9 protein-coding genes are annotated in these 13,121 nt (G+C 72.4%); 2 read left to right on the forward strand and 7 right to left on the reverse strand.

Translation table 11 applies throughout. The annotated features are described in order from the left end of the window. Positions 1-57: 57 nt before the first annotated feature. The 5 genes from MQE23_RS06210 to MQE23_RS06230 all read right to left on the reverse strand — a co-directional run bounded on the left by MQE23_RS06210 (position 58) and on the right by MQE23_RS06230 (position 7,462). Positions 58-1,401 carry a wax ester/triacylglycerol synthase family O-acyltransferase gene (locus MQE23_RS06210; protein ID WP_243378488.1) on the reverse strand — a complete coding sequence of 448 codons (1,344 nt, stop codon included), beginning with the start codon at positions 1,399-1,401 and terminating at the stop codon, positions 58-60. A 144-nt stretch (positions 1,402-1,545) separates the two neighbouring features. Beyond that, the gene (locus tag MQE23_RS06215; protein WP_243378489.1) at positions 1,546-4,158 is read right to left on the reverse strand and encodes a PA14 domain-containing protein; all 2,613 of its coding nucleotides are present in this window, start codon (positions 4,156-4,158) and stop codon (positions 1,546-1,548) included. A gap of 103 nt (positions 4,159-4,261) precedes the next feature. Further along, positions 4,262-5,482 (reverse strand): glucose-1-phosphate adenylyltransferase, encoded by a 1,221-nt coding sequence (gene glgC / locus MQE23_RS06220; protein WP_243378490.1) that lies wholly within the window; start codon positions 5,480-5,482, stop codon positions 4,262-4,264. A 51-nt stretch (positions 5,483-5,533) separates the two neighbouring features. After that, positions 5,534-6,685 carry a glycogen synthase gene (glgA, locus tag MQE23_RS06225; RefSeq protein WP_243378491.1) on the reverse strand — a complete coding sequence of 384 codons (1,152 nt, stop codon included), beginning with the start codon at positions 6,683-6,685 and terminating at the stop codon, positions 5,534-5,536. A 39-nt stretch (positions 6,686-6,724) separates the two neighbouring features. Then, a complete protein-coding gene (locus MQE23_RS06230) occupies positions 6,725-7,462 on the reverse strand; it encodes a (2Fe-2S)-binding protein (protein WP_243378492.1) in 738 nt (245 codons plus the stop codon). Between the two features lie 228 nt (positions 7,463-7,690). Between MQE23_RS06230 and MQE23_RS06235 the strand changes: the two genes are divergently transcribed. Continuing rightward, positions 7,691-9,208 (forward strand): DMT family transporter, encoded by a 1,518-nt coding sequence (locus MQE23_RS06235; protein ID WP_243378493.1) that lies wholly within the window; start codon positions 7,691-7,693, stop codon positions 9,206-9,208. Here MQE23_RS06235 and MQE23_RS06240 read toward each other — a convergent pair. Further along, the gene (locus tag MQE23_RS06240) at positions 9,198-10,463 is read right to left on the reverse strand and encodes a transglycosylase family protein (RefSeq protein WP_243378494.1); all 1,266 of its coding nucleotides are present in this window, start codon (positions 10,461-10,463) and stop codon (positions 9,198-9,200) included. The genes MQE23_RS06235 and MQE23_RS06240 overlap by 11 nt on opposite strands. Positions 10,464-10,811: 348 nt before the next feature. On the opposite strand from MQE23_RS06240, the gene gndA reads away from it, so the two are divergent. Further along, positions 10,812-12,251 carry an NADP-dependent phosphogluconate dehydrogenase gene (gene gndA / locus MQE23_RS06245; protein WP_020270078.1) on the forward strand — a complete coding sequence of 480 codons (1,440 nt, stop codon included), beginning with the start codon at positions 10,812-10,814 and terminating at the stop codon, positions 12,249-12,251. 519 nt (positions 12,252-12,770) lie between these two features. Here the strand turns inward: gndA and MQE23_RS06250 are convergent. After that, the gene (locus MQE23_RS06250; protein WP_020270080.1) at positions 12,771-13,115 is read right to left on the reverse strand and encodes a GNAT family N-acetyltransferase; all 345 of its coding nucleotides are present in this window, start codon (positions 13,113-13,115) and stop codon (positions 12,771-12,773) included. Positions 13,116-13,121 lie beyond the last annotated feature (6 nt).

Genomic DNA, 13,121 nt, shown 5'->3' on the forward strand with positions numbered 1-13,121 from the left:
GCTTTCGAAGGGCGAATTTTACGCGAGCGGCGGGCCACACCGCCAAACCCACCCGATTCAGGACCGGCAGGCGGCGATCAGCGTGCGCACCTCCTCCGTGACGGCCGCCGCGAGCCGGTCGAGGTCCGGCACGGCATGGCCGTCGGCGACGAGCCCGTAGTGGACGCTCCCCCGGTACGTGGAGACCGCCACCGCCAGGGAGTGGCCGGGGGCCAGCGGGGCGAACGGGAAGACGGCGGTGAGCGGGTTGCCGCCGAGCTTCAGGCCGAGGCTGGGCAGGGGCACGCTGGTGACCAGGATGTCGAACCAGAGCCGGGCCGCCTGGCCGACCAGGGGCCCGCCCAGCCGGTGGGCCAGGGCCGGGACGTGGTCGGCGAGCAGGGCGACGGCGCCCGCGCCCCGGTTGGGGCCGGCGTCCTTGTTGCGGTCCATGGCGGTGCGGACCGAGGCGAGGCGGGCCAGCGGGTCCGGGTCGTCCACCGGAAGCCGTATCAGGTAACCGGAGAGCCGGTTGCCCTGTGGGTACGCGGTGCGCGGGCGGCGCTTGGAGACGGGGATCAGGGCGCGGGGCGCGACGTGCTCGCTGCCGTCGCCACGCTCGTCCAGCCAGCGGCGCAGCGCGCCCGCGACGACCGCGATCAGGACGTCGTTGACGGTGCCGCCGACGGTCTTGCGGACGCGGTGCACGTCGTCGATGTCGAGCAGCACTCCGGCGGTGCGGCGGGTGCCGCTCGGCTCGCAGGTGAGGGCGGGGGTGGAGCGCACGTCGAGGGAGGAGCGGGCGACGGAGGCGCCGATGTCCAGGGCCCGGCCCACGTCGGACAGGGCGCCGCGCACCATCCCGGGCAGGTCGCGCACGTCCGGCAGCAGGCCGCGCGGGGGCTCGGCGGGGCGGGGCCGGGGCGCGGGCATGTCCATCGGGTCCATGACACCCGCGGCGAGGGTCAGCGCCCGCAGCCCGTCGGCCAGGGCGTGGTGGAACTTGAACAGCACCGCGAAGGAGACCCCGTCCTCGCCGGGCAGCACATGGGCCTCCCACGGCGGCCGGCCCCGCCTCAGCGGACGTCCCATGAGCCGGCCCGCGACGGTGTGGAAGTCGGCGGTCGGGGCGTGCAGTCGCACATGGTTGAGGGGGTCGAAGTCCGGGTCGGGTTCGCGGGCCGCGCCGCCGAAGGCCAGGGGCCGGCGCAGCGCGGAGGGCAGCGGCTGCCACACGTCGCGGATCCTCATCCGCAGTCCGGGCACGCCGGCGGCCCGGGCCGCGAGCAGGTCGGCCGCGTGGGCGCCGGCGGCGGGCGAGTGGGCCGAGAAGATCCCGAGCGCGCCGAGGTGCATCGGGTGGTCCGCGGACTCGATGTTCCAGAACGCCAGGTCGAGAGGAGCGAGCAGGTCAGCAGTCAAGGGCTTGCCTCGCGTCGACGACGGGTGGGCCAGCAGTCAATCGCTCCCAGCCGATTACGGTCAAGTACGATCACGCTACGTACAGTTAACAGCAGATTAAGTCCCGCCCCGGTGAGAGGGGCGGGACTTATGGTGCATGTGAGGTCAGTCCAGCACAGGTTGCGGCGCCGGGCACCCCGCAGGAGTCACCCGGGAGGCGTCATGGATCAGCGCCCGGTGGGCTGCCTTCAGCCGGGCCGTGTCCGGTTTCAGCACGGCCCGGTCGTACGTGAGGAAGCCGTTCAGCTCGCCCTCGACGTCCGCGATCTGGGTGTACACGGCCCCGTTACCGCCCCGGCAGACCAGCGCGCGGACCTCGTCCAGCTTCGCCAGGTAGTCGTCCGTGTAGGTGGCCGGGTCGACGTCGACGTACGACTGCTGGACCGACCAGGCGTGGCCGGGCACCGCGAGGCCCAGGCCGCCGTACTCGCCGCTGACCAGGGCGCGCTCGCCGTCGGGCCGGGGCGGCAGGGCCGGACTCGGGTAGCCGTGCTCGTCCATGATGTCGCCGGTGCCGCCGTCGGCTCCTAGGTTCAGCCCGGACTGGCCGTTGACGAGCCGGGTGGGGTCCCACGCCTTGGCCTGCTCGGCTATCCGGCCCACGTCGTACTGGCCCCAGCCCTCGTTGAAGGTCACCCACATGACGACCGACGGGCTGCTGGCGTGCTCGTCGATCATCTCCTTCAGCTCGCGCTCGTAGCGGGCGCGGGAGGTGGCGCTCGGGTTCACCCCGGCCGTCATCGCGGGCATGTCCTGCCACACCAGCAGCCCGAGCCGGTCGGCCCAGTAGAACCAGCGGTCCGGCTCGACCTTGATGTGCTTGCGGACGGAGTTGAAGCCGAGCCGCTTGTGCGCCTTGAGGTCGTAGGCGAGGGCCTCGTCGGTGGGCGCGGTGTGCAGGCCGTCCGGCCAGAAGCCCTGGTCGAGGGTGGCCATCATGAAGACGGGCTCGCCGTTGAGGACGGTGCGCGGGACGCCGTTCACCTTCTCGACGGCGATGGAGCGCATCCCGAAGTAGCTGCCGACCCGGTCGGCGCCGACCTTCACCTTCAGGCCGTAGAGGAACGGGTCGTCGGGCGACCACAGGTGCGGGTCGCGGACGGTCAGGGTCAGCGGGCTGCCGGTGCGGCCGCTCGCGGTGGCCACCTCGCGCCGGCCGTCGTACGCCGTCGCCGTGATCGGTACGCCGTCCCGCACGCCCCGGGCCTCCACGGTGACCTTCTCGCCGGCCACGTCGGGGATGAGCTTCAGGGAGTCCACGTGGTCGCGGGCCACCGGCTCCATCCAGACCGTCTGCCAGATGCCGGAGGACGGGGTGTACCAGATGCCGCTGGGGTCCAGGCGCTGCTTGCCGAGCGGCGGGTTCTCCCCGGAGGCGGCGTCGGTCGGGTCGTAGACGATCAGCTCCTGGGTGCGGCCGGGCTTGAGCGCGTCGGTGATGTCGGCGCTGAACTTGTCGTAGCCGCCCTCGTGCTCGGCGACCTTCGTGCCGTTGACGTACACCTCGGAGCGCCAGTCGACGGCGCCGAAGTTGAGCTTGAGCCGCTGGCCGGAGCCGATCCGCCAGTCGGAGGGGACGGTGAAGGTGCGGCGGTACCACATGCGGTCCTCGTGCCGTTCGATGCCGGAGAGCTGGGACTCCACCGGGTACGGGACGAGGATGCGCTCCTTCAGGGTCCTGCCGACGGGCGGTTGCTCGCCCGGCTCGGCGGCGGCGAACTGCCAGCGGCCGTTGAGGCCCTGCCAGGCATCCCGGGTCAGCTGCGGGCGCGGGTACTCGGGCAGGGCGTTGCCGGGTCCTACCTCGTCGGCCCAGCGGGTGCGCAGCTGGTAGGTCGAGCGGTTGGGACCGCTGCTCCAGAACTCCTTGACAACGTTGCCGTCGGTGTCGGTGAGGCCGCCCTGCCCGTCGTAGCGGACGTCGGCGCTGCCGCGGGCCGTGCCGGTCTTGTTGCCGACGACCGGTTCGTCGAGGGTCACCAGGAGCGAGGTGGGATCGGACGGGTCCGGCCGTGCCGCGCCCAGGGGCCATGCGGCGCCGCCGATCACCGCGCGCAGGTGGTCGGTGAAGCCCGGCTGGGGTACGGCGAGGGGCTGGGCGAAGTCGAGCTTGAGGGTGCGGCCGGTGGACTGGACCGTGGCCGCGAGGGCGCCGTCGTAGGCGAAGCCGTCGGGGAGGCGGAACGCCGACTGCGGGACGGGTTCCTTGCCGCCGCCGGGCTGCGTCCAGCGCAGGTGCAGGTTGGAGCCGCCGTAGTGCTCGAAGTACTCGACCTTGATGTCGTAGGGCGTGCCTGCGGTCAGGTCGACGGGCTGCGCGGTCTGTTCGCGGTCCCAGTCGTCGATCCAGTGGTCGATGGCGAGCTGCCCGTCGATCCAGAGACGGAAGCCGTTGTCGCCGATGATCGAGAAGGTGTGGGGGCCGGTCTCCTCCGGGACGATCCTGCCGGTCCAGCGGACGCTGACGTCGTCGGACTGTCCGGTGGTGAAGGTCAGGCGCGGCTCCAGGTTGTCGAAGTCGAGGTCCTGGTCGAAGGTCGTCGCCTTGAGGGTGTGGAAGTCGAAGGCGCCGGGGGCGGAGTGCGTGTAGTACTCGCCCTTGAGGCCGTGGATCTCGGCCGGGTCGTCCGCGAGGGCGGGTGCCGCGGTCAGGCCGGTGAGGGCGAGGAGCGCGGCGAGGAGTAACGCGAGTCGGGCTCTGAGGCGTCCGGTACGCACGGAACCTCCATAACAACGTTGTCATGGACAGGAGTTGGCATGACAACATCACGGATTCCGTTCTTCGTCCAGAGGCAGGACAAAGTCCCCCGGGCCCTCCTCGTCAGGTGACGAGCTGCCCCTTCCCGAGGGCGATGACGCCGCCCTTGGACACCGTGTACAGCTCCGCGTCGCGCTCCGGGTTGACGCCGATCGTCGCGCCCGGCGGCACCTCGACGTTCTTGTCCAGCACGGCGCCGCGCACCACCGCGCCCCGGCCGATGTGCACGTTGTCGTGCAGCACCGACCCCTGCACGACGGCCCCCGGGTCGACCACCACACCCGGCGACAGCACGGACCGCGTGACCTGCCCGCGGATGAGGCAGCCGGCGCTGATGATGGACTCGCTGGCGATGCCCCCGGCGTTGAAGCGGGCCGGCGAGAGCTGGTACGAGTGCGTGTAGATGGGCCAGCTGCGGTTGTACAGGTTGAAGGCCGGGCGCTCGGCGATCAGGTCCATGTGGGCCTCGTAGTAGGCGTCCAGCGTGCCGACGTCCCGCCAGTAGCCCTGGTCGCGGGTGGTCTCACCGGGCACGTGGTTGGCGCTGAAGTCGTACAGCGCGGCCTCGCCCCGGTCGGTGAGCTGGGGCAGGATCGAGCCGCCCATGTCGTGCACGGAGTGCTCGTCCTCCGCGTCCCGCTGGAGCGCCTCGATGAGGGCCTTCGTGGTGAAGATGTAGTTGCCCATGGAGGCGAAGACCATCTCGGGATCGTCGGCCAGGCCGGGCGGGTCCGTCGGCTTCTCCAGGAAGCGCTCCACCGTCTGGCCGTCCGAGCCCGGCGTGATCACGCCGAACGCCGAGGACTCGGTGCGCGGCACCCGGATCCCGGCCACCGTGACGCCCGCTCCGCTGTCGATGTGCTGGGTGAGCATCTGGCGGGGGTCCATGCGGTAGACGTGATCGGCGCCGAAGACGGCCACGTACTCGGGGCGCTCGTCGTAGATCAGGTTCAGCGACTGGAGGATCGCGTCGGCGCTGCCCAGGTACCAGCGGGGGCCCAGGCGCTGCTGGGCGGGCACGGGTGTGACGTAGTTGCCGAGCAGGCTGGACATCCGCCAGGTGGTGGTGATGTGCCGGTCCAGCGAGTGCGACTTGTACTGCGTCAGCACGCAGATGCGCAGCACGTCGGCGTTCACCAGGTTGGACAGGACGAAGTCGACCAGGCGGTACGTACCGCCGAAGGTCACCGCGGGTTTCGCCCGGTCCGCGGTCAGGGGCATCAGACGCTTGCCCTCTCCGCCCGCCAGCACGATTCCCAGGACCGAAGGACCACCACGACGCATGGCCGCTCCCCTCACGCAGATTTCCCGATGCCTGCCCCTGAGCAGCTCGTACTAAGCCTGTTTCAGGATCTCCTCGTAGAGCCGGACCGTGCGGCGGGCCACCGCGTCCCAGCCGAACTCGCCGACCGCGCGTTCCCGCCCGGCCTCGCCCATCCGCCGGGCGGCCTCCGGGTCGCCCAGTACGGAGTCCATGGCCCCGGCGAGTCCCGCCTCGAAGCCGTCGCCGGCCGGGACGAGCAGGCCCGTCCTGCCGTCGTCCACGACCTCGGGGATGCCGCCGACCGCCGAGGCCACCACGGGCGTGCCACAGGCCATCGCCTCCAGGTTCACGATGCCGAGCGGCTCGTACACCGAGGGGCAGACGAACAGGGCGGCGTGTGTGAGGAGCTGGATCACCTCCGGGCGCGGCAGCATCCTCGGGATCCAGAAGACGCCGTCGCGGACCCGGCTCAGCTCCCCGAACAGCTCGCGGAACTCCTGGTCGATCTCCGGCGTGTCCGGCGCGCCCGCGCACAGCACGACCTGCGCGGCGGGGTCGATGTCGCGCACCGCGCGCAGCAGGTGGGGCACGCCCTTCTGCCGGGTGATGCGGCCGACGAACAGCACGTACGGACGGGAGCGGTCGAGGCCGATCCGGTCCAGGGCGTCCGTGCCGTGGTCGGGCCGGTACAGGCTCGTGTCGATGCCGTTGTGAATGACGTGGACCTTCTCCGGGTCCAGGGCCGGATAGCAGCCGAGGATGTCCTCGCGCATGGCACCCGACACGGCGATCACCGCGTCGGCGGCCTCGATGGCGGTGCGCTCGGCCCAGCTCGACAGCTCGTAGCCGCCGCCGAGCTGCTCGGCCTTCCAGGGGCGCAGGGGCTCCAGGGAGTGCGCGGTCATCACGTGCGGGATGCCGTAGAGCATCTTGGCGAGGTGGCCACCGAGGTTGGCGTACCAAGTATGGGTGTGGACCAGCTCGCGGCCTTCCAGGGCGGCGGCCATGGCCAGGTCGACGGAGAAGGTGCGCAACGCGTCGTTGGCGCCGTCGAGCGTGGACCAGGGGCGGTGGCGCAGCACGCCGTCGGCGCGGCCCTCGCCCCAGCAGTGCACGTCGAGGTCGACCAGTGGTCTGAGCTCCCGGGCGAGGAACTCCACATGGACACCTGCGCCGCCGTACACATCCGGCGGGTACTCCCGGGTCAGCAGTCCGACGCGCACCCGCAACTCCCTGCTCTCAGCGGCCGTTCCCTTTCATGGTCACCCAGATGGGGCGTGTGGGGAAGAGCGAGGCGGCCGTGTGAAGCAACAGTCACCACACAGGCCCCCGCCGGGCACGCGGTAGTACAGACAGCAGCTGCGGCGCCGGAAGGCCGTACCGGTGAGGGTTCCGGCGCCTTCGAGCAGGGGGTGCGCGAGGAGTTCGGCGGCCAGGGAACGGGCCCGGGCGGCGGTGTCCGTACGGCCGTGCCGCCGGGCCCAGCGGTCGAGTTCCCGGGCGGCGCCCGCCAGGGCGGAGGCGGCGTTGCCCCGCAGCAGGCCCGGGGCGAGGCGGTGGTGGGCGCGCAGGGCCGCCGAGAGGGGTTCGAGGTGGCCGTGGAGGACGGCGTCTGCCAGGGCCGGCGCGTCCCCGGGGAGCGGTCGTACGTCCGACAGCCACAGGTCGTCGGGGGCGGCGGCGTCGGCGTCCCAGTGCAGCAGCCGCGGGTCGAGGTCGGGGACCCGGCCGTAGAGCGCGGCACAGCCGAGCGCCACGGACCAGAGGCGGGCCGCGAGTCCCAGGTGGGCCACCGACGCCGCCACGCGCAACTCCGGGACGCGCAGGGCGTTCGCGACTTTGCCGACACGGAAAATCAGGGGATTTCCGTACACATCCGGTGCCGCGGCGGCGTAGGCCTGTGCGAGAGTGGGAAGAGGCCCCGCCGCCGCTTCTCCCGTGCGCAGTACGAAGTAGCCGCCGAGCGGGCGGAGCGCGGCAAGGCCGGGGTCGAGGTCCACGGAGAGCAGTAGTACCAAGACCCCTAAGGGATGCGACCCGGTGCCCCCCGACCAAGGTCGCCCACCCTGGGGATGATGGGGGTCCCCTCGTACTCCATCGGCAGTAGGACCCAATGAGTGCTCAGGGACGACGACGGGAAGACCCGGACACGGCAGGGTGTTGGTCATGAAAGCCGACCTTTCGCCGCGCCGGGCCGAGCGCCCCCGCCTGACGCTGAGGAGCAGCCGATGAGCGCCCTCGCGTTGTCCGTCCTGCTGTCTCTGGTGTCCGCGTTCGCCTACGCGGGCGGGGCGATCGTGCAGGAGCGGGTGGCGGAGTCCTCGCCGGGCGAGCAGTACGCGCCGCTGCGGCGGCCGGGCTGGTGGGCGGCGGTCGCGCTGAACGGCCTCGGTGGTCTGCTGCACGTGGTGGCGCTGGCGTACGGTCCGCTCAGTCTGGTGCAGCCGCTCGGCGCACTGACCATCGTGGTGGCCCTGCCGATGGCGGCGCTGTTCGTCGGCCGCAAGGCGGGTGCCACGGCGTGGCGGGGCGCGATCATGGCGACGGTGGGGCTCGCCGGTCTGCTGTCCCTGGTCGCCGCGTCCGACGCGCAGTCGCTCGACACGGCGGAGCGGGTGGCCGTGGCCCTGGTCACCGCGAGTGTGGTCGTGGCGCTGATGATCGCCGGCCGGGCCGCGCACCGGCACCCGGCGGTCCGCAGCACGCTGCTGGCGACCGCCTCCGGTATCGCGTTCGGCATGTCCTCGGTGTTCACCAAGACCGTCGCGGTCGACTGGACCGGCGGCGTGTCGGCGGCGGACGTGCCGTCCCTCGCGGTGATCGGCGTCCTCGCCACGGCCGGCATGCTGCTGTCGCAGGCCTCCTACCGGGGCGCCGGCCTCGCGGCGCCGCTGGCCACGCTGACGGTGGTGAACCCGGTGGTGGCGGCCGCGGTCGGCATCACGATGTTCGGTGAAACCTTCCGCTACGGCACGACGGGCACGGCGCTCGCCCTGAGCTGCGGCGTGGTGGCGGCGGGCGGCCTGATCCTGCTGACGACGGAACGGCTCACCCACGCCCAGCCGGAACGTGCGGGAGCCGCCGGGCCGGAGGTCGCCGGGCTGGAGGTCGCCGGGACGGGGCTGGTTCCCGCGGACACGGCGCTCGGGGCGACGGGGATGCTGCCCGGGCCCGCGGGGGAGCCGGCCGGGAGCGTGCGGGGCCCGCTGGAGACGGTGGGTGCCGAGTCGGGGCGCGTGGGCGCCTTGACGGAGACGGTGGGTGCCGAGTCGGGGCGCGTGGGCACCTTGACGGAGACGGTGAGTGCCGGGTCCGGGCGCGTGGGCACCTTGGCCGGGGCTGTGGGCGGCCCGCCCGGAAGCGGAGGCGAGCTGTCCGGGTCGGTGGACTCGCTGCTTCCCGAGACGGTGGAATCGCTGCTTCCCGAGACGGTGGACTCGCTGTTTCCAGAGCCCGTTGGTGCGTCGCTGCCCGAGACCGTGGGTGAGCCGCCCGTCGCCGTGGCGGCGCCGTCCAGGGCGACGGGCGGCGGGGCCGGTGATCCTGGCGGGGCCGGCCGAGGTGCGTCAGGGGACGTGCCGGTGACCGTGCCTGCGGTTGCCGGTGCCGTTGCCGGTGAAGCCGAGGCCGGACCGGACGGCGCGTACGAGAGCGGGGAGCGCCCGCTCTCCTACGCGGCCTTCTACGGCATCCCGTATGTGGCGATGCCCACCGTGGACCGGCACCGCAGGCGCATCAGATCCTGACGCCGCCGGCCCTCAGGTAGGCGATGGGGTCGACGTCCGAGCCGAAACCGGGCCCCGTCCGCACCTCGAAGTGCAGATGCGGGCCCGAGCTGTTCCCCGTGGAGCCGGAGCGGCCGATGCGCTGGCCCGCGCTCACCGTCTGCCCGTCCCGCACGGAGATCGCCGACAGGTGGGCGTACTGGCTGTAGCGACCGTCGCCGTGCCGGATCACGACCTGGTAGCCGAACGAACCGCCCCACCCCGCGCTGACGACGCTGCCCGAGGCGACCGACTTGACGGACGTGCCCGTGGGCACGGGGAAGTCGACGCCGGTGTGGTAGCCCTTCGACCAGGACGAGCCCGCCTTGCGGTAGGGCGTCCCCAGGGAGGCGCTGACGGGGGCGACCAGGCCCTGCCGGGTCGTCGTGGACCGTGCGGCGCGCTCCTTGCTCTGGCCGTCGGACCGGTCCTTGGCACGTTCCTCGGCGCGGTCCGGGGCCTTCGACGACGGTTTCTTCGCCGACGGCTTCTTCGCCGACGGCTTCTTCGTCGACGGCTCGGCCGACGGGGCCCGCTCGGGCGCGGGACGCGTCTTCGTGGCGCCCTCGCCGCGCAGTGCGAGCCGCTGGCCGGGCACGATCAGGTCGGGGTCGCCCCCTATGGCCGAGCGGTTGGCGGCGTACAGGCCTCGCCAGCCGCCCCGCACCTCCCGCTCCTGCGCTATGCCGGAGAGCGTGTCGCCCCGCACCACCGTGTACATCTCGGCGCTGCCCGCCCGGGACTGCGGCGTGGACTGCGGTCGCACGTCCTCGATGGAGGTCTTGGGCCTCTGCTTCCGGTCTGCCTTCTCACTCTTGCGCGTGCTCTCGGAGGCCGGCCGGATGTCGGGCTCGGCTCCGCCCCGGGTCAGTCCGGCCCGTAAGGAGCACACCGGCCAGGCGCCCGGGCCCTGCCCGTCGAGCACCTTCTCGGCGACGGCGATCTGCTGGTTCTTGGTGGCCAGGTCCGCGCGCGCCGCGTAGGCCCGGCCGCCGTACGCCTCCCAGGTGGACTGGGTGAACTGGAGCCCGCCGTAGAAGCCGTTGCCGGTGTTGATGTTCCAGTCGTTGCTCGACTCGCAGGCGGCGACCTTGTTCCAGGTGTCCACGTCCGCCGCCTGGGCGGTTCCGGCGCCCATGAACGGGAGCGCCATGCCCGCGCCGCCCGCCGTGACGGTGAGTGAGGCGCGGTTGATCCTGTTCGGCTGATACCGGCGATGCCGGCCGCGTACGGCCATCGAGAGCCCCCCTAGACATGCGTCAGGAGGGGCAAAAGTAAGCGCTGCGAACCGGCCAGGACAAGGCGGCTATCGGCCGCCCGGTTGCCCAAATGGCCGGGATGAGGCCCCTGTTGCGCGACGTGCGCCACTGCGGTGCACCGCGTACGGCACCCGGTGCGCGTGTGCGGCGCGCGCGGGGACGCGTACGTCGGCTGAGTGCGACGGGGGCTCTTGTGCGTATCTGCCTGCGCGACGTCGTACGACCCGCGCGTGCGGACGAAGTAGCGGCACGTCAGGATGGTCGACGGGGCATGCTGGTGGACAGCACCGCAGCACCGAATACCGAGGTCTTTAGGAGCCAACCGAATGAGCAGTACAGCGCAGATCGGCGTCACGGGTCTCGCGGTCATGGGCCGCAACCTCGCCCGCAACTTCGCCCGCAACGGCTACACGGTGGCGGTGCACAACCGGACCCCCGCGCGCACGCGCGCCCTGGTCGACGAGTTCGGCGGTGAGGGAGAGTTCATCGCGTGCGAGTCCGCGAAGGACTTCGTGGCCGCGCTGGAGCGGCCGCGGCGGCTGGTCGTGATGGTGAAGGCCGGTGAGCCGACGGACGCTGTGATCCAGGAGTTCGCGCCACTGCTGGAGCCCGGCGACATGATCATCGACGGCGGCAACGCGCACTTCGCGGACACCCGGCGCCGGGAGCGCGACCTGCGCGAGCAGGGCATCCACTTCGTCGGCATGGGGGTCTCCGGCGGCGAGGAGGGCGCGCTCAACGGGCCGAGCATCATGCCGGGCGGCCCGAAGGAGTCGTACGACTCGCTGGGCCCGATGCTGGAGAAGATCTCGGCGAAGGCGGCCGACGGTTCGCCGTGCGTCTCGCATGTCGGTCCGGACGGCGCCGGGCACTTCGTGAAGATGGTGCACAACGGCATCGAGTACGCGGACATGCAGCTCATCGGCGAGGCGTACCAGCTGCTGCGCGACGTCGCCGGGTACTCCCCCGCCCAGATCGCGGAGATCTTCCGCACCTGGAACCAGGGCCGCCTGGACTCCTACCTGATCGAGATCACGGCCGAGGTGCTCTCGCACGTGGACGCGGAGACGGGCAAGCCGTTCGTGGACGTGGTGGTGGACCAGGCCGAGCAGAAGGGCACCGGCCGCTGGACCGTGCAGATCGCGCTCGACCTGGGTGTGCCGGTGTCCGGCATCGCCGAGGCGGTCTTCGCCCGTTCGCTGTCGGGGCACGCGGAGCTGCGGGAGGCCTCGCGCGGCCTGGCCGGCCCGAAGGCGCAGCCGATGGGCGAGGCGGAGGCCGCGGCCTTCGCCGACCGGGTGGAGCAGGCGCTGTACGCGTCGAAGATCGTGTCGTACACGCAGGGCTTCCACGAGATCGACGCGGCCCGCGACGAGTACGGCTGGGACATCGACCTCGGCGCGGTCTCCGCGCTGTGGCGGGGCGGCTGCATCATCCGCGCGGCCTTCCTGGACCGGATCCGCTCCGCCTACGACACCCGGCCCGACCTGCCGAGCCTGCTGGCGGACGCGACGTTCGCGCAGGAGATCGCGGACGCCCAGGACGACTGGCGCGAGGTGCTGGTCGCGGCCACCCGCCAGGGCGTGCCGACGCCCGGTTTCGCCGCGGCGCTCGCCTACTACGACGCCCTGCGCGCGGAGCGGCTGCCGGCGGCGCTGACACAGGGGCAGCGGGACTACTTCGGTGCGCACACCTACCGGAGGGTTGACCGGGACGGGGCGTTCCACACGCTGTGGGGCGGGGACCGGTCGGAGGTCTCCGCGTAGGCGCTCCGCGCTGGCGCTGACGCTGACGCTGACGCTGACGGTACGGGGCCGGTGGACGGCTGCGACAGCTGTCCACCGGCCCCGTTTTCGTGCCGCCGTCAGGACAGCGGCGGGCCCGGCTCGGGGTTCGGTACGGGTTCCGGTCCCGGCGGGATCGGGGACGGGTCGGGTCCCGGCACCGGGCCCGGGGGTGCCGGCGGGGTCGGACCCGGGGGCGGGGTCGGGGCCGGGGGCGGCGGGGTCGGCTCCGGGCCCGGCGGCGGCTGCGGATTCGGCACCGGATCGGGGTGCGGCTCCGGGGGCTGTGGCTCGGGGCCCGGTGTCGGCCCCGGTGGCACGGGGTCGGGATACGGATTCGTCATGAGGTCCTCCAGCCAGTCGCTCGACTCCGGCTCTGGACTACTCCCCCGCCTACCCGTCGGCTCCTTCCCCAGTCACCCCCGCGCAGGACGGGGAGGGGCCAGGTGGAGGCAGGGGGCCGGACACCGCGTGTCCCGGCTCGGGAGACAGATCCGGGTGTCAGAAACGGCCGGGGTGTTCGGCCAGCCAGTCCTTCGCCGCCGTCAGCAGGGTCTGGCCGGCCGGTGGGGCCTCGTCGGGGTGGCGTTCGGCCCACTTGACGACGTAGGGACAGAGGGGAGCGACGGCGCTCTGCTCGCGGGCGGCGATGCCGTAGAGCTCTCGTGCCAGCGCGCCCGCGATGCCCTGGCCCTCGTGGGCCGGTTCGACGATCGTGTGCACCGGCACGAGCGCGCGTTCGGGGCTGTCGAGGACGAAGTACTCGATGCGGCCGACGACTTCACCGCCGGACAGCGCCTCCAGCCGGCCCGCCGCACGGTCGTCGCGGATCACCAGGTCCCTCATATGGAC

The organism is Streptomyces sp. HP-A2021 (genome assembly GCF_022807935.1).
Lineage (GTDB): Bacteria > Actinomycetota > Actinomycetes > Streptomycetales > Streptomycetaceae > Streptomyces > Streptomyces afghaniensis.

Excerpts from the sequence above, each read along its gene's own strand:
- glgC (WP_243378490.1), bottom strand. The coding sequence starts at position 5,482 with ATGCGTCGTGGTGGTCCTTCGGTCCTGGGAATCGTGCTGGCGGGCGGA.
- gndA (WP_020270078.1), top strand. The coding sequence starts at position 10,812 with ATGAGCAGTACAGCGCAGATCGGCGTCACGGGTCTCGCGGTCATGGGC.
- MQE23_RS06240 (WP_243378494.1), bottom strand. The coding sequence starts at position 10,463 with ATGGCCGTACGCGGCCGGCATCGCCGGTATCAGCCGAACAGGATCAAC.
- MQE23_RS06235 (WP_243378493.1), top strand. The coding sequence starts at position 7,691 with ATGAGCGCCCTCGCGTTGTCCGTCCTGCTGTCTCTGGTGTCCGCGTTC.
- MQE23_RS06250 (WP_020270080.1), bottom strand. The coding sequence starts at position 13,115 with ATGAGGGACCTGGTGATCCGCGACGACCGTGCGGCGGGCCGGCTGGAG.